Raw genomic sequence first — 20,394 nt, 5'->3', positions numbered from 1 at the left:
CGGGTGGTGCTCCGAGGAGCGTTACTCCACTATGGTTGGGTTACTTCCCATGGGGAAGTAGGCACTTTGAAGTGCCTTAGTCACCCCCGGCAGCTACCCCCGACAGATCAGGAGACGCCATGCCCACCATTACGGCAGCAGAGAAGCGTGCGCGGGAGAAGTCCGCGTACAACGCCTTTCTGGCGGCATGCCCCAGCCGGAAACTGCTGGACCGAATCTCCGACAAATGGGTCACACTGGTGATCGCCGCGCTGGGAAGCGGGCCGGACTGCTCCGGCGATCCGCGGCCAATGCGTTTTTCCGAACTGTCCCGCGTCCTCTCCGGCGTTAGCCAGAAAATGCTCACGCAGACCCTGCGCTCCCTGGAACGGGACGGCCTCATCACCCGGACCGCCACCGCCACGGTGCCCGTAACCGTGTCATACGAGCTCACCGATCTGGGGATCTCCCTGCACGGACTGGTGCGCAGCATCAAGTCCTGGGCCGAACTGCACATGGATGACGTCCTTGCCCAGCGTGCTGCGCACGACGCCGGCACGAAGTAACTCGGCCGTGGCTGCCACTCCGTCCACGACCTTGTCTGCGGCATCGCCGGCCGGTAGCCGGAAACGGCATCCGGGATGGAGACTGGTGGAGTGCTAAAAATCCTTGAGACCTGGCGCCGGCAGCTGATCGGCACCTTCAGCAACAACGCCACCGAAATTCCGCAGTGGGAACTGGAACTGGCGAAGGGCGATGACACCGGCTATTTCGGCACGGAATCGGCAGTGTGGGCGGTGCACGGGTCCATGACGCCGGTCATCGCCGGCATCCGCGCCCTGCTGCTGCAGGCGCTGCATCCGGGTGCCATGGCTGGCGTGCACGACTTCTCCGATTACAAGGAGGATCCGCTGGGCCGGCTCGCCGGCACCATCCGCTGGATCTTCACGGTCACCTACGGGGACACCAAGGCGGCACGCTCCGGATCCGAGTGGGTCCTGCGCCTGCATGAACGCGTGCACGGCATGTACGAGGACGCCGCCGGCGTCGAACGCCCCTACTCGGCGAATGATCCGGAGATCGCCCGCTGGGTACACCTGGCGTTCACCGATGCGTTCCTCAGCTCCCATCAGCGCTTCGGCGGTCCGATTCCCGGCGGGCCCGACGCCTATGTGTCCGAGTGGGCGGTGGCCGGGGAACTGATGCGCATCGATAATCCGCCGCGGTCCGAGGCCGAACTGCGGGCCCAGATGGCAGCGTACGACGGCGAGCTGCGGGACAGTGCCTACGTTCAGGAGGCGCTGGGGTTCCTGCGTCGGCCGCCGCTGCCGCGCTCCCAGCTGATGGGCTACCGGGTGCTTTTTGCCGGCGCCGTCTCATCGCTGGAGCCGCGGCACCGGGAGCTGCTGGGCCTGAAGGAACCGCGGATCGGTCCGTTCCGGATCCCCATGCGGCTGCCGGTGAAGGCAGTGCTCGGCGTCATCCGGCTGGGGCTGGGGCCGCAGGGCCCCAGCGAACGGTCCGCCCGCGAGCGCATTGCGCGGCTGTCCGGAGGACGGTAGCTACCCCCGTCCGCACTTAGAATGACGGACATGGAAGCCACCGAAGACAGCTCTGCTCCCTCGTCCGAGCGCCGTCCGAGCATCAAGGACGTTGCGGCCCTTGCTGGCGTTTCGTGGCGCACGGTTTCCAACGTAATCCACGGGCACCGCTACCTGCGTCCGGAGACTAAGGAAAAAGTCGAAGCAGCCATTAAGGAACTTGGGTATCGGCCGCGTGTTGCGGCACGCCAGCTCCGCGGAGGAAAAAGCCAACTCCTGACGCTAGCCGTGCCCTACATTGCCAACCCCTACTTTGCCAGCCTTGCCCATGCTGTAGTGGAAGCGGCTGGGAGGGAGAACTACGTAGTCCTCATTGACGAGACGCTCGGGCTGCCCGAACGCGAGAAACAGGTGGCGCGGGGGTACGGGAGCATACTGACGGACGGCATTATCTTCAGCCCGCTGTCGGTGCCGGTGGGCGAATTGGTATCCCTCCGGGACTCCACCCCGTTGGTCCTGCTTGGCCAGCACACGGCAAACCCGGATATTGACCACGTCATAGTGGACAACATCGCTTCCACGCGTGCCGCTACGGAGCATGTCGTGTCGCTGGGCCGACGCCGCATTGGCTTCCTTGGGTACCTGGCAGAAGGCACACTGGGCACCGGAGACCTCCGTTTTGCGGGCTATCAGCAGGCCCTGCAGGCAGCGGGCATCCCTCTGGATCCCGCTCTGGTGGTGGGTCCGGCGTCAGTTTCCGCTGATGCTGTCACCGCTGAGGGCGATTATTCTCGCGAGGAGGGTTTTGCCCGAGCAGAGCACCTCATCCCGCGCATCCATGAATTCGATGCAATCGTCTGCGCCAATGATCTGCTCGCCATCGGGTTGATGCATGCCTTTCGGCTACATGGCATCCGAATCCCGGAGGATATCGCCGTGATTGGCTGGGACGATTCTCCCGAAGGGGCGTTCACAGCTCCGACACTGTCAACCATTGCACCGGACCTACGCAGCATTGCCACTTTGGCCGTGGAAACGCTGCTCGGCCGGATGGAAAACCCGACCAGGGAAGTGGTGGGATTAACGGCCCCTCACCGGCTCATTGTCCGGGGCTCAACGGCCGGTTGAGGTAGACCCCGCTTATTCACGGGTATATGGGGCTCCCGCTGAGCTGTCATCAATATGTCAAGCATGAAATGTGTTGTATTTATTTCCACGTTGCAATACCGTCTTGCGTTATGGCTCGCGTCACTAACAGCAGCCTCGAGTCCAGCCCTTCTTCCCCACCGGAAGGTCGTCCGGACCTGTTATGCACACTGACTCAGCCCATGTTCGGACGTTTCATTTCAATGACGAGGAGACGAAGCCCGATGTCACACCATTCACAAACCCAACGGTTCCCCAGACGATCGACCCTTACCGGAATTGCAGGAATCGGCGCCCTGCTGCTGTCCGCCTGCGGCGGGCCGGCACCATCGACACAGGACGGTGGTGGGCTTGGCACCGCCGAAGAGCATGTGCAGATCACCATGATGTCTAACGATGCCTTTGCTCAGACGTGGCAGGACCAGCTGGTCCCGGAGTTCAACAAGAAGTACCCCTATATCGACGTCACCATCGATTCAACGCCCTACGACAGCCTGCTCGCCAAGGGCCTGTTGAACGGAACCAGCCCTGATCCTGACTATGACCTGATTACCCTTGATGATCCGTGGACGCCCCAGCTGGCAGACTCCGGGTTGTTGCTCGAGCTGAAAGATGACGCTGCGGAGTGGACCGAGGACGACTACGACTGGGATGACTTCAATACCGCTCCCCTAGCTGCCGGAGAGTGGGACGACGGCCAGTACGGTGTCCCACTCCGCTCAAACTTGCTTTTGATGCTTTACAACAAAGATCTGTATCAGAAGGCGGGGCTGCCCGAACCGACAGCCAACCTCACCTGGGAGGAGTACATGTCCCAGGCCCCGAAGCTGGTGCAGGACACTGACGGCGACGGCAGCGTAGATTCTTGGGCCGCCGGCCTGACGTGGGCACGCGGAGTGCTCTCGCCGCCCTTCTGGCAGACTGTGCTCAATTCCAACGGCGGTGAACTGTTCAACGAAGACATGACCCCGTCCTTCAACACCCCTGAGGGGGAACAGGCGCTGCAGACTCAGGTTGATCTGCTCAAATATGCGCCTTCAGGAGCATCGACGTACAACTACACCGAACCGCTGGATGCCTTCCGGCAGGGGAAGGTGGCCACACTGTTCACTTGGGGAAGTGCGTATCGAAGCGCAGCAGTGGATCCGGAGGTCACCACGCTCACACCGGAGCGGGTGGGGATCCAGACCATGCCCGCCGGTAGTGAGGGGCCGGGCGCGCACCGCGGGATCTGGAGCGGTGCGGTATTCAAGAACAGCGACAACCCGGAGGCGGCGTGGACCTTCCTGCAGTGGATGAGTTCCAAAGAAGGCGAACTTTGGGCCTCTAACAATCTGGGCTCGTTCCCCGCTCGTAAATCCACGCTGAGTACGGAACCGGAAGAGGAGTGGCTTGCCCCCGTCTTCGCCGCAACCCAAGACGGGTTCGATGTTGCGGCCAGCGGTGAAATGTGGCGGCCCCGGGCCGTTGATTCCAACGCCATCCAGGAGATCCTCGCGAACGAAACCAGTGCGGCCGTCCAGGGTGACAAGTCCGCAGGTGAGGCACTCGAGAAGGCGGACGAGCAAATCCGCGACCTGCTGGGCAAGTAGCCATGGCCGTCCAGTCCCTCGATACACGGCGGTTGAGGACCCGCACCCGTGCCAAAGACGTGGCCGGCAGATGGGTGTTCCTGCTGCCGGCCACGCTTCTTCTGGTGGCGGTGCTCGCGTACCCGCTCCTGTACACACTCCAAATCAGTTTTTCGGCTTTTGACCTAGGCACGTTCGCTCCCTCCGAATGGGTAGGCGCGGACAATTACTCCCGTGTTCTTCGGGATGAAGCGTTCCATAACTCATTGACCGTAACGGGAATTTATTTGGTGATGGCCTTGCCGCTCCAGATTTTATTAGGATTTGGAATCGCTTTTTTGCTCAATGCGGAGTGGAGAGGCCGCGGCGTTATCCGTGGCCTGTTCCTGATCCCGATGGTGGTTGCCCCGGTAGTATCGGGCGGCGTCTGGAAAATCATGTTGGATCCCCTGTGGGGAATCGTGAACTGGCTTCTGGGGCTGTTCGGCGTCTCAGCGATTGACTGGTTCGGCAGTTCCGGTGTGGCGATGATAAGCATTGTCATCATTGACACTTGGCGCTCGGTTCCCTTTGTTGTACTCATAGCCGCGGCGGCAATGTTGAGCCTGCCAAAGGATGTCTTCGAAGCTGCCTCCGTGGACGGGGCCAATTGGTGGCACACACTCAAATCCATCACCCTGCCCATGCTGGCGCCGATCATCGCGGCCACGTTTGTGGTGCGCTGGCTTGGTGCCGTCAAGATGTTCGACGTGGTGCTGTCCACCACCAACGGCGGGCCCGGGCAGGACACCAACGTGGTGAACCTCTATATCTACCGGCAGGCCTTTCAGCTGCTGCAGTTCAGCACCTCTTCTGCCATGGCAATGATCGTCCTGGTGATCACGATGGCGCTGACGTTCGTATTCCTTTGGAGCAGCAAGAAAATGGAGGACCGGCTGTGACAACACTGGAAGCGCCTCTCACGGCGCAGCCGAGAAAACCCGACAATCCGCGACGCAAACGACGCTCAGCCGCTGCCCATCGCTTCCGCGTCTGGGGCGGCGTGGCAACCTGCATATTGTTCCTGCTACCCCTGGTCTGGATGCTCCTGACCTCGTTCAAGTTCCAACGAGACATTTTTTCAGTTCCGCCCAAAGTGCTGTTTGAGCCAACTCTGACGCAGTACGTGGATGTCCTTACCCGCGGCGGTTTCGCCGGGCAGATGCTGAACACCGTGATTGTGGCCGTGGGCGCTTCGGTGCTCTCGCTGCTGGCCGGAGCCATGGCAGGTTATGCCCTTGCCCGCCTGAACATCCGCGGTGCCGGAACCATTGGTGCGCTCATCCTCGTGTCCCGGGGAGTGCCTCCCATTGCCCTGGCTGTGCCGATGTTCCTTGTCGCACGGTCGCTGGGCGTCACGGATACCCACATAGTCCTCATTCTTGCCTATTGCTCATTCATCATTCCTTACGTTATGTGGCTGATGCGGGGATTCTTCCTCTCTCTCCCCAAAGAGCTGGAGGAATCGGCAATGCTGGATGGATGTTCCCGGTTGGGCGCCTTTTTCAGGATTATCGTGCCCATTTCGTTGCCAGGACTGCTGTCTACTTTTATCTTCAGCATCATCCTTGCCTGGGAAGAACTGCTTTTTGCGCTCATCCTGACTAACCGCAGTGCCACAACGTTCCCCGTAGCTATTGCCGGGATGGTTGGCGATACGGAGAGCGGAGCCAATTGGGGCGCTCTAGCGGCGGCCGGCATGGTCACCGTCATCCCCGTTGTCATCCTGTCGCTTCTGGTCCAGAAGTGGCTAATTCGAGGCCTAGCGGAAGGCGCCACCAAAGGATGAGGTTCATACAGCTACCGGCTCGAAAAGTTTCTCCGGGTGGAGAACAGATCCGAGAACAAGAAATCACCCAACCCGTTGATTTATGCATGACAAACGGTCGGCTTAACCCAGAGGCGGTGGGTTGGACACGGACAGCACTTCATCGCAGCAATCTGCGAGGTTGGGGCCGGAACAAGCGGTTTGAATACTGGTCCATCTCGGTTCCAGAAGGAATCTTCTCCGTCAACATTTCGCACCACGACTACCGCGCAAATGTATCCGTCACCTTCTGGAACAAGACATCGAACACTGAGCTCCGGCAGGGTGGCAACACTTGGCTACCGCGCCACAGAGGCATCAGTGATCCCCGGGACAAGGCCCCCATGCATGCAACCAGACGGGATGTAGAGGTTACTCTGACCCCTGTTGGTCTCGATACCCTGCTGGATGCCACCTCTTCACGGATTCGTTTGTCCCTCCGAATCGAGGCAGAACCCGGCCACGAATCGATGGGAGTAGTGGTTCCCTGGACGGAGCGGTTGTTCCAGTACACCAAGAAGGACAACTGCCTCAGAGCCTCGGGAATGGCCACGGTGGACGGCATCGAGTACCCCATTACCCCGCAAACGTCCTCTGCGGTTCACGACCGCGGGCGTGGCCGCTGGCCCTATTTCACGTTTTGGAACTGGGGGGCCGGCAGCGGACACACGGAGGACGGCCGCAAAATTGGCCTTCAAGTCGGCGGAAAGTGGACCGATGGTACTCCGTCGACCGAAAACTGGATCCGGGTCGATGGGCGGCTCCATAAGATTAGCGAGCATCTGGATTGGCAATACGATCCAAAGAACTGGCTAAGCCCATGGACGATTACCGGGCCAACCACGAAGATCGAGTTTGTCCCGGAACACCATCTCCATCATCTATTCAACAGGTGGATTGTGATGAGCCGGGCGGACACCTGCTTTGGGCGGTACTCAGGGGAGGTTGCTCTGTCGGATGGTGGGGTGGTGCGTTTCTCGAACATCGCCGGTCATGTCGAGGAAGTGCAGAGACGCTGGTAATTGCCTACCGACCCGGCCATCGACCGGGTCGGTAGGCGTCGGATCAACATCACTGATTCCGGAAGGAACGCCTGCTGCCCTTCCCTGCGACTCGCTGCACTGGTTGTCATCCCCCGGTGTGCCTCCTGCCGAGCGCGCCTGATGCGCCTGCCCGTGAAGGCAGTGCTGGGTGTCATCCGGCTGGGGCTGGGGCCGCAGGGCCCCAGCGAACGGTCTGCCCGCGAGCGCATTGCGCGGCTGTCCGCCCGGCAGTAATCGTTGCGCCGGACACAGGTCTGCCGGACGAAAATCACGCCGTACCCCGCTTTCAGTCCCCCGGACCCGGGTGAAACCATTAAAGGGTAAGCCAACTGCACCCGGTACCCGAAGCGTGCCTCTGCGCGCGCTTCACTTCGGAAGCTTCACGACTTCAGGAAGGGGACTATGCGCAGGGTTTTACCCTCACTGCTCATCGCCGGCCTGCTTGTTAGCGGCGGCGTGGTTTCCTGCGGGACGTCCTCGGACGCCCCGGCACCGGAAACCTCAACCAGCGCTCCGGCAGCAACCGCCGTTGCGTCTGACCACGTTGATCAGGTGGCACCCGCGGACGCTCGAACCATCACCGACCCGGATGATCCGCAGGCCACCCTGGTGCTCTTCACCGACTACCAGTGCCCGTACTGCGCCATGATGGACGATCTGATCCAGCAGGCCAAGGACGATTACGGAGATCAGGTCCGCATCGTGGTGCGCAATTACCCGCTGCCCAGGCACCAGAACGCCGAAACCTCAGCCAGGGCGGTGGAAGCCGCGGCAGAGCAGGGCAAGCTGGAGGAGATGGCCGGCGTCGTCTTCGAACACCAGCAGGACTGGAAGAACCAGGAAGACGTGGAAGACCTTTTTGTCTCCTATGCGGGGGATCTGGGTCTGGATACTGAGACGTTCCGTGCCGACTACAACTCGGACGCGATCAAGGATCGGGTGGCCAGGGACCTGCGGGACGCCCAGGACCTGGACTTGCCGGGCACTCCCTCGCTGGTGCTAAACAACGAGGTGCTGATGCTGGATTCCGTGGACTACAGCGCCATCTCCGAACCGCTGGACGCCGCATTAAACAAGTAATGCTGTTCAGCAGCTGCTGATTCTCCTTGAAGGCGGGCACGGCATCGGATTGACTGTCCGCACACGCGGGCTGCCTGAAACCCGCGGAAACCCTGGAGGCGGGCATGGCACAGCCACACGTCATCAAACCACTCACCCCGGAGACCTTTCCGGCATGGCTTGCCCTCGCACGGAAGCACAACGGGGTCTGGGGCGGCTGTTATTGCTCGTACTTTCACGGCGACACGAAAGACACCGTCAAAAACGAGTACGACCGGCCCACCTTCAAGCAGCGGCTCGTCGCGGAAGGCGCAGCACACGCCGCACTCGTCTTCGACGGCGACGACGCCATCGCATGGTGCCAGTACGGCAGCCCGGCCGAGCTGCCCGGGATTTATCACCGCAAGCAGTACGACGCCGGCGAAACCAGGCCTGCGCCGTGGCGCATCACGTGCTTCTTCGTGGACCGTGACCACCGGCGTTCCGGTGTGGCCCGCGAAGCCCTGGACGGTGCGCTCGACCTGATTGCACGGTCCGGCGGAGGCGAAGTGGTCTCGTTCCCCAACGAACTGACCCCCGGCAAGAGAACCTCATCCTCGTTCCTCCACAACGGCACGAGGGCCATGTTCGAGAAGGCCGGGTTCACCTTCGAGCGGCACATCGGCAAGAGCAAGACCGTGATGCGCATCAGCGTCCAGCCGCGGTAACCGGCGTCGTCCTTCAATCACCGGGCAGAGTGGCCCGGCACCTGGACCCACAGATTTAGGACACGGCAGGCTGCCTGGCGCCCGCCGCATTCCGGGCGGCCAGAATGTGGGTGCGCATCACCGCTTCGGCCCATTCGCCGTCGCCCGCCCGTGCCGCAGCCACCAGCTCGGCATGATGGGACATGCTGCGCTGCAGCGCTTCCGGACTGTACCGGTTGAAGGTGTGGGCCACGACGGCGGGGCGCATCAGCGTCTGCAGCGCGGCGGCGAAGTGCCGGTTGCCGCAGCGCTGGACAAACATGCCGTGAAACTCGTTGTTCAGGGTGCTAAGCATCTCCAAGGATCCGGCGGCGGCCGCCTCCTCCATTTCGGCGGCCAAAACGGCGAGCCGGTCAACGTCGGCGCCGCTGAGCCGGGGCACCGCCAGCAGCGCCGCATGCGGTTCAAACCCGGCGCGGACGTCATACAGATCCGCCACATCCTTGCCGCTGAAGCTCACCACTTGGGCGCCCTTGTTCCGGCTCATCTCCACGATGCCCTCGGCGGCCAGCCGGTTCAAAGCCTCCCTGATGGGGGTGCGGCTGACACCAAGCCGTTCGGCCAGGGCAGTTTCCCGCAGCCAGGACCCCTGCTCAAGGTCACCGGAGGCAATCAGGCCGCGGATCCTGGCGTAGGCACTGTCATCAACGGGTTCAGCCGGCTGCACGGGATGTTCGGGGTGTTCGGGTTGTTCCATGCCCACCACGTTAGCCCCGGTCGGAGGCGGGTTCCGACTGCTCGGGCCAGGACGCAGCCGCCAGGTCGGCCCGGGTGCCGCCCCGGGAAACAAAGGACGCGGACGGCCGGCCGGTCAGCTCAACAATCCGGTCTGCGGCCCGCAGATACTTCGGCAGGTCTATCCCGGTGGAAACACCCAGCCCGTCACACAGATGCACCAGGTCCTCCAGCGGTGCGTTGCCCAGCACCGACGGATCCCCGGGGAACCACAGGTCCCCGCCGAGCCCGGCGAAGGAACCCTCCAGCCAGTCCGCTCCGGCCTGCATCGCCGCGATGGCGTTTGCTGGCGCAAAGCCGTTGCGGTTGTGCAGATGGACGCCAACCTCCAGCTCCGGATACAGGGTGCGCACCTCGGCAACCCCGTCATGGAATTCACCGGGCTCCTCCTGTCCGGACGTGCCGGCGAGGTATACGCCCGCCGAACCGGCGTCGACAGCTGCATGCACCACCCGCAGCCTCTCCGCGTCGGGAACAGGGCCCCGCGCCGGGGCAAAAAAGGAGCATGCGACGGCGGTGACGAGGCGGAGTCCGGTCCGGTCGGCGAGGTGCCCAATCCGGGAAAGACCGGCCAGCGCTTCGGTGACGGAGAGCCGCTGGTTGCGCTGGCTGACGTCCTCATCCGCGGAGACCACCACCACGAGCTCATCCAGCCCACAGTCCACGGCCCGCTCGGCACCCCGGTAATTCGGCGCCAGGCCACGGTAGCGCACACCCGGAATCCGCGGAAGGGCAGCCATCACCTCCGCCGCGTCGGCAAGCTGCGGCAGGACCTTGGGATGCGCGAAGGAAACCGCCTCAATTTCCCGCACGCCGGCGTCGATCAGCAGCCGGACGAGTTCCACTTTCTCCGCCGTCGACAGCGGTTCCGGCACCGACTGGAGTCCGTCCCGCAGCCCCACCTCCACCAGCCGGACCGAGGCTGGCAGCCCGGGCAGGCTCATGCCACACCCCGGGTGCGCAGGTCCTGGAGCGCGGCCGGATCCACTCCGACGCCGGCGAGGACTTCAGCGGTATGGGCGCCAAGTTCCGGGCCGGGCCAGCGGATGCTGCCGCGGGTGCGGCTCAGGCGCGGGAAAACGTTCTGCATGGCCAGGGATCCAAGCGCCGGGTGGTCCACTTCGGTGATGGAGCCGCGGGCCTGGAACTGCGGATCAGTGAACATGTCCACGGGGCGGAAGATCCGGCCGGACGGAACGCCATGTTCTTCCAGCACAGCTTCCAGTGCTTCGGCATCCAGAGAGGAGGTGAAGGCGGCAATCCGTTCGTCGAGTTCCTCCTGACGTTCACCGCGTGCGCCGTGCGTGGCATAGCGGCCGTCCGCAGCCAGTTCGGGTGCCTGCATGGCCTTGGCCAGCCGGGCGAAAACGGTGTCCTGGTTTGCCGCGATCAGCAGCCATTGCCCGTCCTTCGTGGGGTAGACATTGCTCGGGGCAATGTTGGGCAGCACGGCTCCGGTCCGTTCCCGTTGATAACCCGTTATCTGCCACTCGGGCACCAGTGATTCCATGACGCCGAGCACCGCCTCATAGATGGCCGAATCCACCATTTGGCCGCGGCCGCTCACCTGCCGCTCCTGCAGCGCGGCCAAAGCCCCAATGGTGGCGAACATCGCCGCGAGGGTGTCGCCGATGGAAATGCCCACCCGCGAGGGCGGCGTGGATGGATCCCCCACCACATAGCGCAGTCCGCCCATGGCTTCGCCGATGGCGCCGTATCCCGCGCGCTGCGAGTAGGGGCCGTCCTGCCCGAATCCGGAGACCCGGACCATCACCAGGCGGGGGTTGATTTCCTGCAGGTCTTCGAAGCCCATCCCCCAGCGCTCCATGGTTCCGGGGCGGAAATTCTCCACCAGGATGTCCGCGTCCGCGATCAGTTTCCGGGCCAGTTCCTGCCCCTCGGCTTCGCGCAGGTTCAGGGTGACGGAGCGCTTGTTGCGCCCGACGACGGACCACCACAGTGACTGGCCCTTGGGCAGCTGCCGGCCCCACTGGCGCAGCGGGTCCCCCTTCGCGGGGTCCTCGATTTTGACGACGTCGGCGCCTAGATCGCCAAGAAGCTGTCCGCAGAACGGGCCGGCCAGCAGCTGGCCCATTTCCACCACCCGCACCCCGGCCAGCGGGCCCGCAGACTGTCCGGAACCTGTCATCCTGATCCTCCTGGGCTGCGCCGTGAACACTTTGAGTGATGGTTGTGCGCAGCCAAGGCGGCGCGTAGTGCATACAACTTCGCAGGTAGTGCGAAGTAATGTCAAGGAACGCCGGGCTTGGGAAAGTTGGGTTGTATGCAATCTCTTGACAGTGGTCAGCAGCCAACCTAGCCTGATGCCACCGAATGCGACGCATGCACCATCCGCGGCATTCCAGCCCGATTCCCACGCTGCACCGACCCGGCAGGATCCGCGGGCCCGGGCAGCGCCACCCCCAAGGAGAAGTGATGGCGTTTCGGTTAGGCGTGGATGTGGGCGGCACATTCACCGACATTTTGCTGGTCAACGAGGACACCGGGGAAACCCATCGGTACAAGACCTCCTCCACGCCGGAAGACCAGTCCCTGGGCGTGCTGCACGGCATCCGCCAGGTGTGCGCGGCAGCAGGCATCGAGCCGTCCGCGGTCCGCGACGTCCTGCACGGGACCACTGTTGCCACCAACGCCATTCTGGAAAAGAAGGGATCGCGTGTGGGTCTGGTGACCACACGCGGATTCCGGCAGGTCCTGCAGATCGCCAGGTCCTTTGTCCCCGGCGGCCTGGCCGGCTGGATCATCTGGCCCAAACCCGAGCCGCTGGCGGATCTGGAAGACACAGTGGAGGTGACCGAACGGGTCACCACCACCGGCTCGGTGCTGACACCGCTGGACGAGGATGACGTCAGGCGCCAGCTCGGCAAGCTGCGGAACAACGGCATCGAAGCCCTGAGCATCTGCCTGATCAACGCCTACGCCAACGGAGACCACGAAACCCGGATCGCTGAAATTGCCGCTGAGGAACTGCCGGGGATTCCGGTGTCCCGCTCCTCGGTGGTGCTGCCGGAACTGCGCGAATATGAACGGGCCATCACCACCGTGGCCAACGCCTACGTCCAGGGCCAGGTCTCCGGGTATGTCCGGAACCTCGACGCCCAGATGGCCGACGCCGGCATGGACGCCCGGCTGTCCATCCTGCGCAGCGACGGAGGATTGGTGTCCGGAACGGTGGCCGCCGAGAATCCGGTGTCACTGCTGCTCTCCGGACCCGCCGGCGGTGTGACCGGGGCGGCATGGGCTGCGGAGCAGGCCGGATACCGGGACTTCCTCACCTTCGACATGGGCGGCACCTCCACCGACGTTGCCCTGGTGCAGAACCTGCAGCCCCGGATCGGCCGTGAAACACGGGTGGGGGACCTGACCGTCCGCGCAACATCCGTGGATGTCAGGACCATCGGCGCCGGCGGCGGATCCATCGCGCACGTTCCTCCGCTGACCCAGGCGCTGCGCGTCGGCCCGCAGTCCGCCGGAGCCGCCCCCGGGCCGGCGTCGTACGGCCGCGGCGGAACCGAACCCACAGTGACGGACGCCAATGTGGTCCTGGGCTATCTGCCGTCGCAGCTCGCCGGCGGCGAGATTGGGCTGGATGCCGAAGCCGCCTCCGCAGCGGTGAAAACCATCGCGGACGCCACGGGCCTGAACGAGGTGGAACGTGCCGCCGAAGGCATTGTGCACATCGTCAACGAGAACATGTTCGGCGCGCTGAAGCTCGTGTCCACCCAGCAGGGTTTTGATCCGCGGGACTTCGCCCTGGTGGCCTTTGGCGGCGCCGGTCCGCTGCACGCCAACGCGCTGGGAAAACTGACCGGAGCATGGCCCGTCATCATCCCGCCGTCGCCGGGGGTGCTCTCCGCCTACGGCGATGCCACCACAAGCCTGCGCGATGAAGCCGGCCGCACCCTCGTGCGCCCGTTCAGCGACTTCGCCGACGCCGATCTGGTGGTCCTGCTTCAGGAGCTTGCGGCCACGGCACGGGAAACACTGCTGGCCGCCGGACTTGCGGAGGATGAGCTGACCGTCAGCTACTCCGCTGACGTGCGCTACCACGGGCAGGGTTTCGAAATTCCCGTGCCCATCGATTTCTCGGCGTTCGCAGCCGACGACGGCGGCGGTTTTGCCGGTCTCCGCTCGGCCTTCGATGCCGAGCACGAGAGGCTGTTCTCCTTCCTGCTCAATAACGAACATGAGCTGGTCACCGTCCGGGCCACTGTCAACGGGCCCCACCCGGAGGTCGCATCGATCACGCTGGAAACCGGCGGACCGGACCCATCCGCCGCCAAACGCACCATGACCAGCATTTACGTGGACGGAAACACGGTTGAAGCCACCGTTTATGACCGGGACCGGCTGCTGGCCGGCAACGTAGTCCCCGGCCCGGCGGTCATCGCCGAGATGGACTCCACCACCCTGGTCCTGCCCGGACACGCCGCCACGGTGCATGAACACGGCAGCCTGCTGATCCGCCCCGCCGAAGATGCCCGCCCCGCCGAAGATTCGAAGGAGTAGCCCCATGGCACAGCTTGTGGAGACCGCCACCGAGGCGCTGCGTCCGGTGGACGTGGACGTTGTCACGCTCGACCTGATTGAAAACGCCCTGCGCAGCGCCCGCTACGAAATGGACGAAACCCTGTTCCGGACAGCGCTGAGCCCGGGCATCCGCGAACAGCATGACGAGTTCCCGCTCATCGCGGACCCGTCCGGGAAGATGATCGTTGGCCAGTTTGGCCTGTCCATCCCGGATTTCCTGGAGAACTTCCACGGGACCATCGAGGAGGGCGATGTCCTGATGACTTCGGACCCCTACTCCTGCGGTGCGGCCATCAGCCACGCCAATGACTGGCTGGTGGTGATGCCCATCTTCTACGAGGGCAGGATTGTGGGCTGGTCCTCCCAGTTTGGCCACATGACCGACGTCGGAGGCAAAACCCCGGCCTCCATGCCCACCGACGCGCGCACCATCTTCGAAGAAGGCGTGGTGATTCCGCCGTTCAAGCTGTACCGGCGCGGGGAACGCGACGAAACGTCGCTGGGAATCATCTTGAACCAGGTCCGCAAACCGGACTGGAACCGCGCTGACCTCAACGGACTGGTTGCCGCCTGCAGCACCGCCGCCCGGCGGGTGCAGGAAATGTGCGCACGCTTCGGCGTCGACACCTACACCTCAGCGCTGAACGCCCTGCTGGACCGCAACTACCGGGCCATGAAAACCCTCCTCTCCGTGGTCTTCGAGGAGGGCAAGCCGCTGTCCTTCACCGATTTTATCGACGACGACGGCCGGGGCTTCGGACCCTACGAACTGAAGATGACGATCACCCGCACCGGCGACAAGGTGCTGATCGACCTGACCGGCAGCAGCCCGCAGGCGCAGGGGCCAATCAACTACTACATCAACGAAAACCTCATCCGGATGTTCTTCGGCATCTACATGATCACGGTCGCGGACCCGCAGATCCTGTGGAATGACGGCTTCTACCCGCTGGTGGACGTGGAGATCCCCGAGGACACGTTCTGGAAACCGCGGTATCCGGCGGCGCTGAACGGCCGGAACCACGGAATTGGCCGGCTGTTCGATCTCTTTGGCGGGCTCCTGGGCCAGGCCAACCCGGACCTGCTCAACGGTGCCGGATTCTCCTCCTCGCCCCACTTCATGTACTCCGGGAACTACAGCTCCGGTGACCACAAGGGTGAGTGGTTCCAGCTGTACTCCATTGGTTTCGGCGGGATCCCCGGCCGCCCGGTGGGCGACGGCCCGGACGGCCACTCGCTGTGGCCATCCTTCACGAATATCCCGTGCGAGTACCTGGAGTCCTACTACCCGCTGATCATCGAGCGCTGGGAGACCATTGCTGACACCGGCGGAGCGGGGCTGCACCGCGGCGGCAACGGCGTCGACGTCGCATACCGGTTCCTGGAGCCGGGCACCATAGCCATCCATGACGACCGCTGGCTCACCTACCCCTGGGGCGTCCGCGGCGGGGATCCGGGTGCGCGCGGGCGGAAATGGATCGACAAGGCCGACGGCACCACCACCGTGCTGCCGTCGAAGGTCCACGACGTTGCAGTGGCTCCCGGTGACGTGCTGCATTTTGTCACCTGGGGCGGCGGCGGATGGGGGGATCCGCTGGAGCGGGACCCCGAGCTTGTGGCCAAGGAGGTGCGGCGCGGGCTGGTCACCGGCGACGGCGCACGGCGCTACGGTGTGGTGTGCACTGCCGACGGAGCGCTCGACGCCGGGGCCACCGAGGATCTGCGCGCCCAGCTGCGCGGGGACCGGAAGGAACCGCTGCCGCTGTTCAACCGGGGCGGTGAGCTGGCGGATCTGCTGGCCAACAGCCTCGCTGAAACAGGGCTGGAGGCTCCGACTCCCCCGGTGGCCATGCTGTGAGCGGTTTCGCCGACGGATTCGACGGGAGCCTGGCCCCCGGCCGCACGCCGGCCGTGGTGTCCGTTGACCTCATGCGGGCATACTTCGAGCCGGAAAGTCCGCTGTGCCTGCCGGATCAGGAGTTCCTCACTACGGCGGCCGCAGTCATTGGCGCGGCACGGGCCAGCGGAGTTCCCGTGCTGCACACCCGCGTCAGCTACGGCCCCGATGGTGCCGACGGCGGGGTGTTCATTCTGAAGGTCCCTGCGCTGCGGCTGCTGATCGGAGACTCGGAGCTGGGCTCGATCATGCCTGAAGTTGCTCCCGAGGATGGCGAAACCGTGCTGGTGAAACAGTATGCCAGCGCGTTCTTCGGCACGGACCTCGCCCGGGACCTGCAGGCCCAGGGGGTGGACACCCTGGTGATCGTGGGCACCAGCACCAGCGGCTGCATCCGTGCCACCGCCGTTGATGCTGTCCAGCACGGGTTCATTCCCATCGTGGTGAGCGACGCCGTCGGGGACCGGGACGAAACTGTGCACAATGCATCGCTCTACGATCTGCAGGCCAAATACGCCGAGATCTGGGACAGCGCGGGTGTCCTGGACTACTTCCGTCCCCTCTAGCGGTCCGGCCATGAGGACGTTCGGCCCCCGCCACCGGTCGGGCGGATAGAAATCACACCCCGGAACCTGCAGGATGCGCAGAACCTACAGATCCAGCACACGCCCCACTGATCCACACGCCCCACTGATCCACAAGGACCGCGAGGTGCAGCTCCAGACCGGTGCCTACAACGAAATCTCGGAACCCCTGGATCAAGCTCTCGACCGGCACTGATCTGGCTCCAATTGCTTAACAAGTTGCAGGCGTCCCGGGTAAGCGGCACCCGGAGACGCCTGCACATCTCTCCCTACAAAGCTGGTGTGGATTTATGTTTCCGGTGCTGACCATTTTCTCGCCCAATCGGAGGCTGCTTTTCCTGCCTCATCAATGTGAAGCCTCATAACCGATTCCGCAGTCTCGGGAGTGCCGGAAACCACTGCCTCAAACACCCCCCTATGCTCTGCAGCCACTAGAAAGGAACGGCCTGGCTCTTGGGTCGTGAAGACCCTGTACCGGTCTACATGTCCCCTTATTTGTTGGAGGAAGCTGGAACAGACCAGGTTTCTGGAGATGTATTCCAGTTGCTGATGAAAGCTCTTGCCGATTCTTACTACTTCCGCGTAATCATCACTCAGACGCTCCATCAGGACGACTTGCCGCTCCAAGTCTGACCGATCCTCCGGAGTGATCCGCATCGACGCATCTCTGGCGATCAGTCCCTCAAGACGGGACCTCACGTCGTAGATTCTCTGGATCTCCTCGACCGAAACCGCAGCAACCATCACCCGCCCCGTGGGAAGCCGTGTCATGAGGCCCTCCGATACCAGGATCGTCAAAGCCTCCCTTACGGGGGTCCTGCTCAGGCCAAGCATCTGGGCCAAGCCGGGCTCCGTAACCTGAGTCTCGGGCGCTAACTTGCCGCTAATTATCCAATCCCTTAGACGTCCATAGGCACCGGATGGCGGCGCCGCTCTCTGATGGTCCAATAGATTCACGCAGCGACCTTTGTCCCCGGCCTGCCCGCTGCCCTTCGCCTGCTTGCACGCAGGAACATCGGTACAAGGATTACCAGTGCAAGGACGGCATAGACCACGACAGTAAAAGGCGTGGATACCAGCGCCGAAAGGTCACCGGCGCTTATGTCGAGAGCCCGGCGCATCTGCAGCTCCGCCAAAGGGCCCAGAATCGCGCCCACTATCAAAGGAGCGATGGGGAATCCATACCGACGAAGCAGATATCCGATGATGCCAAAGAACAACATCAAGCCAACATCAAAGGTGGATCCGTTTACGGAATAGGCACCGAGCAGGGCAAAAGTGGCGATCCCGGCGTAGAGATACGGTTTGGGAATATGCAAAATCTTCACCCACACACCAACAAGGGGCAGGTTCAGAACCAAAAGCATAAAGTTCCCAATAAACAGGCTTGCTATCAACCCCCAAACCAAGGCTGGCTGAGTCTCGAGCAGCTGCGGACCAGGTTGTATTCCGTACTGCTGGAAGGCTACGAGAATCACTGCTGCAGTAGCTGACGTGGGGATCCCGAGGGTCAGCAGCGGGACCATGGCTCCGGCAACGTTAGAGTTGTTGGCGGCCTCCGGGCCCGCGACACCTTCGATCGCACCCTTGCCGAACTCCTCAGGATGCTTTGAAAGCTTCTTTTCCAAGGAGTAGGACAGGAAAGTGGGGATCTCGGAACCACCGGCCGGGATCACTCCCAATGGGAAACCGATGGCAGTCCCCCTAAGCCAAGGCTTCCAAGACCGCTTCCAATCTTGGCGGGTCATCCATTTCTGGCTCCGAATGGAAATCAGATCAAAATGGCTCGACGCCTGATGTGCCGCAACATAGAGAACTTCCCCAATGGCAAACAGGGCAACTATCAATACGACAACGTCAACGCCGTCGAGCAGACGTACCATTCCAAAGGTCAGCCTGGACTGGCCGCTTTGAAAATCAATACCCACTATGCCTATGACCAGGCCGAGAACCATGGCGACCACGCCACGCAGTGGCGAACTACCAACGAGCGCGCTGACGGTCATAAAGGCCACAACCATGAGGGCAAGATAATCCTGGGGCCCCAACTTGACTGCAACATCAACGATCCATGGGGCAAAGAACGCGACCAGCGCCGTTGCTATGGTACCGGCCACAAAAGACCCGATGGCGGCTGTGGCTAGGGCGCCCTGATGGGCGTGCCGTGGGCGGAGATCAGATCCACGCCGCTGGATGCACGCCGGAGCGGCGCAGTGCCCGGTAATGGCATGCGCTGCGTACTGCCCGCTGGGCTCCGGTGCCACTATATGAAAGCCGTCGCTGGCCATCGCACCGCCCAGGAGCTCCGCGAACACCTGCGCGAGGTGATCGCCGCAGCGGTACCGCCGGCGATGACGACGTCGGCCTCCCCCGCAAACAGCGTCCGGCATAAATACCAGCAGCGCATACCTGCCCGACGCACCGGGCCAGGCACTGGCATTGAGGACCCGTGGACGCGCAGATCCATCGCCACTTCGCAGACGGGCTTGTTGGTGAGCGGTGAGGCTACGAAGCTGGGGCTGACCGGCCGGAACCACGCTGCAGTCAAAGAGCGGGGTGGCATCCTGGATTTCGGGAAAGCCGGAGACTGTGTTGTTGATGCTGATCCCGGCGTCCATCTCCTCCAGGGAGGTGCTGAAGCCGGCGTCGGGCACCGTCTCCCGGCCGTCTGCGCCAGTTCGTCAGCAATGGCTGCAAGGCGCTTGGGGATGCGGCGCAGCAGGCCTGGCAGTAGGACCTGTCCCTACGGGGGCGTGGTACCAGCGCTAGAACGAAACAAGCCCCACCGGCCGGATAATTCCGGCTGGTGGGGCTTGAGTGGCGGAGGATGGGGGATTTGAACCCCCGAGGGCGTTAACCCAACACGCGTTCCAGGCGTGCGCCATAGGCCGCTAGGCGAATCCTCCAGGCATTGCTCCCGAAGAAGCAGATATAAGACTACCCGATGAATGGCTAATCCAACGAATCGTCAGGCGTTGCCGGCTATTTCGGCCGGTGCGGGGGCTCTGCTTCCAAGCACCCGGAACAGCAGGTTTACGACGACGATGGCGGCCCACGAATAGGTGGCGGCTGCAGGACTCAGAAAGGCAATCGGAATGGACACCAGGAACACTGCCGGCGTTACCGCCACACGCGTCCGGGCATAGGCCAGAAGCCGGGGATGCACGTCATCCCGAAACAGCCCCCGGCGGCCGGCGTAGATCCACATCGATGTGTTGACCACTCCAATGAGACCCAGTATTCCCGCGTAGACCACCACCCCCAGCACTTGGTTACCGTGAAAGGCAATCATGTCCGCGGCGTAGCCGATGAGCGCAACCATCAGCAGCAGGGCCAGGTTCAGGCGCTGCAGCACTACTGTGAATCCGGAGAGCAGCCGGAAGAGGCGATGATGACTGAGCCAATAGGCAGCGGTCACCACAAACGACAGCAGGTACGCGCCGAATTCCGGAAACTGCTCGACGACGGCCCGGCCCAGCTCATCGCCGGACACCTGAGGAGCCTTAATGTCCACGGCGAGCAGGGTCATGGCAATGGCGAAGACGGCATCACTGAAGAATGCGGTGCGCTCAACGTCAGGGCCGGAATTGAACCGCCGGGCGAAGGCCTGGTTCATGCTCATGCGGGACACACAGTCCAGTGTGGTGGACTCCCCCCACTGCGTCACCCCTCCCCTGCGCCGGAACGATTGAAGCC

Annotated in this window: 18 protein-coding genes and 1 tRNA gene; 12 read left to right on the top strand and 7 right to left on the bottom strand. The window is 63.1% G+C overall.

Annotation, left to right across the window (positions count from 1 at the left end; translation table 11 throughout):
• Window positions 1-119: 119 nt before the first annotated feature.
• From QMA10_RS05610 to QMA10_RS05570, 9 genes are all read left to right on the top strand, one after another.
• A complete protein-coding gene (locus QMA10_RS05610) occupies window positions 120-545 on the top strand; it encodes a helix-turn-helix domain-containing protein (protein WP_290166846.1) in 426 nt (141 codons plus the stop codon).
• A 90-nt stretch (window positions 546-635) separates the two neighbouring features.
• Window positions 636-1,541: an oxygenase MpaB family protein gene (locus QMA10_RS05605; protein ID WP_290166845.1), complete on the top strand. Its 906-nt coding sequence runs from the start codon at window positions 636-638 to the stop codon at window positions 1,539-1,541.
• A gap of 30 nt (window positions 1,542-1,571) precedes the next feature.
• Entirely contained in the window at window positions 1,572-2,648 is a 1,077-nt protein-coding gene (locus QMA10_RS05600; protein WP_290166844.1) for a LacI family DNA-binding transcriptional regulator, read from the top strand.
• A 401-nt stretch (window positions 2,649-3,049) separates the two neighbouring features.
• Window positions 3,050-4,258, top strand: coding sequence for a sugar ABC transporter substrate-binding protein (locus tag QMA10_RS05595; RefSeq protein ID WP_290166843.1), 1,209 nt, complete (start codon window positions 3,050-3,052; stop codon window positions 4,256-4,258).
• A gap of 2 nt (window positions 4,259-4,260) precedes the next feature.
• Window positions 4,261-5,178 (top strand): sugar ABC transporter permease, encoded by a 918-nt coding sequence (locus tag QMA10_RS05590; protein ID WP_290166842.1) that lies wholly within the window; start codon window positions 4,261-4,263, stop codon window positions 5,176-5,178.
• A 116-nt stretch (window positions 5,179-5,294) separates the two neighbouring features.
• Window positions 5,295-6,065 (top strand): carbohydrate ABC transporter permease, encoded by a 771-nt coding sequence (locus QMA10_RS05585; RefSeq protein ID WP_290166841.1) that lies wholly within the window; start codon window positions 5,295-5,297, stop codon window positions 6,063-6,065.
• Window positions 6,066-6,151: 86 nt separating this feature from the next.
• On the top strand, window positions 6,152-7,105 hold the full coding sequence (locus QMA10_RS05580) for a DUF2804 domain-containing protein (RefSeq protein ID WP_290166840.1): 954 nt from the start codon (window positions 6,152-6,154) through the stop codon (window positions 7,103-7,105).
• A 423-nt stretch (window positions 7,106-7,528) separates the two neighbouring features.
• On the top strand, window positions 7,529-8,206 hold the full coding sequence (locus QMA10_RS05575; RefSeq protein ID WP_290166839.1) for a DsbA family protein: 678 nt from the start codon (window positions 7,529-7,531) through the stop codon (window positions 8,204-8,206).
• Window positions 8,207-8,310: 104 nt separating this feature from the next.
• Window positions 8,311-8,892 (top strand): GNAT family N-acetyltransferase, encoded by a 582-nt coding sequence (locus tag QMA10_RS05570; RefSeq protein WP_290166838.1) that lies wholly within the window; start codon window positions 8,311-8,313, stop codon window positions 8,890-8,892.
• A gap of 55 nt (window positions 8,893-8,947) precedes the next feature.
• Here the strand turns inward: QMA10_RS05570 and QMA10_RS05565 are convergent, their stop codons facing one another.
• From QMA10_RS05565 to QMA10_RS05555, 3 genes are read right to left on the bottom strand one after another with little or no spacing between them, the layout of a single operon-like run.
• Window positions 8,948-9,628, bottom strand: coding sequence for a GntR family transcriptional regulator (locus QMA10_RS05565; protein WP_290166837.1), 681 nt, complete (start codon window positions 9,626-9,628; stop codon window positions 8,948-8,950).
• 10 nt (window positions 9,629-9,638) lie between these two features.
• Complete coding sequence (locus QMA10_RS05560; RefSeq protein WP_290166836.1) at window positions 9,639-10,610, bottom strand: hydroxymethylglutaryl-CoA lyase; 972 nt, start codon at window positions 10,608-10,610, stop codon at window positions 9,639-9,641.
• Window positions 10,607-11,815 (bottom strand): CoA transferase, encoded by a 1,209-nt coding sequence (locus tag QMA10_RS05555; RefSeq protein WP_290166835.1) that lies wholly within the window; start codon window positions 11,813-11,815, stop codon window positions 10,607-10,609. The genes QMA10_RS05560 and QMA10_RS05555 overlap by 4 nt, the downstream gene beginning before the upstream one ends.
• 287 nt (window positions 11,816-12,102) lie before the next feature.
• On the opposite strand from QMA10_RS05555, the gene QMA10_RS05550 reads away from it, so the two are divergent.
• Genes QMA10_RS05550 through QMA10_RS05540 form a run of 3 tightly spaced genes read left to right on the top strand, consistent with a single transcriptional unit; the run spans window position 12,103 to window position 16,680 of the window.
• Window positions 12,103-14,196, top strand: coding sequence for a hydantoinase/oxoprolinase family protein (locus QMA10_RS05550; RefSeq protein ID WP_290166834.1), 2,094 nt, complete (start codon window positions 12,103-12,105; stop codon window positions 14,194-14,196).
• Between the two features lie 4 nt (window positions 14,197-14,200).
• The gene (locus QMA10_RS05545; protein WP_290166833.1) at window positions 14,201-16,075 is read left to right on the top strand and encodes a hydantoinase B/oxoprolinase family protein; all 1,875 of its coding nucleotides are present in this window, start codon (window positions 14,201-14,203) and stop codon (window positions 16,073-16,075) included.
• Window positions 16,072-16,680: an isochorismatase family protein gene (locus QMA10_RS05540; RefSeq protein WP_290166832.1), complete on the top strand. Its 609-nt coding sequence runs from the start codon at window positions 16,072-16,074 to the stop codon at window positions 16,678-16,680. The genes QMA10_RS05545 and QMA10_RS05540 overlap by 4 nt, the downstream gene beginning before the upstream one ends.
• A gap of 306 nt (window positions 16,681-16,986) precedes the next feature.
• Here the strand turns inward: QMA10_RS05540 and QMA10_RS05535 are convergent, their stop codons facing one another.
• The 4 genes from QMA10_RS05535 to QMA10_RS05520 form a co-directional block, all read right to left on the bottom strand.
• Window positions 16,987-17,655, bottom strand: coding sequence for a GntR family transcriptional regulator (locus QMA10_RS05535; protein ID WP_290166831.1), 669 nt, complete (start codon window positions 17,653-17,655; stop codon window positions 16,987-16,989).
• Window positions 17,652-19,352, bottom strand: coding sequence for a tripartite tricarboxylate transporter permease (locus QMA10_RS05530; protein WP_290166830.1), 1,701 nt, complete (start codon window positions 19,350-19,352; stop codon window positions 17,652-17,654). The genes QMA10_RS05535 and QMA10_RS05530 overlap by 4 nt, the downstream gene beginning before the upstream one ends.
• 164 nt (window positions 19,353-19,516) lie before the next feature.
• A tRNA-Ser gene (locus QMA10_RS05525) sits at window positions 19,517-19,604 on the bottom strand.
• Between the two features lie 62 nt (window positions 19,605-19,666).
• A partial coding sequence (locus tag QMA10_RS05520) for a TMEM175 family protein (RefSeq protein ID WP_290166829.1) occupies window positions 19,667-20,394 on the bottom strand: 728 nt, incomplete at its 5' end.

This window comes from Arthrobacter sp. APC 3897, from assembly GCF_030407495.1.
Classification (GTDB): domain Bacteria; phylum Actinomycetota; class Actinomycetes; order Actinomycetales; family Micrococcaceae; genus Arthrobacter_B.
Note: the sequence above shows the minus strand (reverse complement) of the source record. Positions and strands in the feature narration are given on the sequence as shown.

Excerpts from the sequence above, each read along its gene's own strand:
- QMA10_RS05610 (WP_290166846.1), top strand. The coding sequence starts at position 120 with ATGCCCACCATTACGGCAGCAGAGAAGCGTGCGCGGGAGAAGTCCGCG.
- QMA10_RS05600 (WP_290166844.1), top strand. The coding sequence starts at position 1,572 with ATGGAAGCCACCGAAGACAGCTCTGCTCCCTCGTCCGAGCGCCGTCCG.
- QMA10_RS05595 (WP_290166843.1), top strand. The coding sequence starts at position 3,050 with ATGATGTCTAACGATGCCTTTGCTCAGACGTGGCAGGACCAGCTGGTC.
- QMA10_RS05590 (WP_290166842.1), top strand. The coding sequence starts at position 4,261 with ATGGCCGTCCAGTCCCTCGATACACGGCGGTTGAGGACCCGCACCCGT.
- QMA10_RS05580 (WP_290166840.1), top strand. The coding sequence starts at position 6,152 with ATGACAAACGGTCGGCTTAACCCAGAGGCGGTGGGTTGGACACGGACA.
- QMA10_RS05575 (WP_290166839.1), top strand. The coding sequence starts at position 7,529 with ATGCGCAGGGTTTTACCCTCACTGCTCATCGCCGGCCTGCTTGTTAGC.
- QMA10_RS05570 (WP_290166838.1), top strand. The coding sequence starts at position 8,311 with ATGGCACAGCCACACGTCATCAAACCACTCACCCCGGAGACCTTTCCG.
- QMA10_RS05565 (WP_290166837.1), bottom strand. The coding sequence starts at position 9,628 with ATGGAACAACCCGAACACCCCGAACATCCCGTGCAGCCGGCTGAACCC.
- QMA10_RS05560 (WP_290166836.1), bottom strand. The coding sequence starts at position 10,610 with ATGAGCCTGCCCGGGCTGCCAGCCTCGGTCCGGCTGGTGGAGGTGGGG.
- QMA10_RS05555 (WP_290166835.1), bottom strand. The coding sequence starts at position 11,815 with ATGACAGGTTCCGGACAGTCTGCGGGCCCGCTGGCCGGGGTGCGGGTG.
- QMA10_RS05550 (WP_290166834.1), top strand. The coding sequence starts at position 12,103 with ATGGCGTTTCGGTTAGGCGTGGATGTGGGCGGCACATTCACCGACATT.
- QMA10_RS05545 (WP_290166833.1), top strand. The coding sequence starts at position 14,201 with ATGGCACAGCTTGTGGAGACCGCCACCGAGGCGCTGCGTCCGGTGGAC.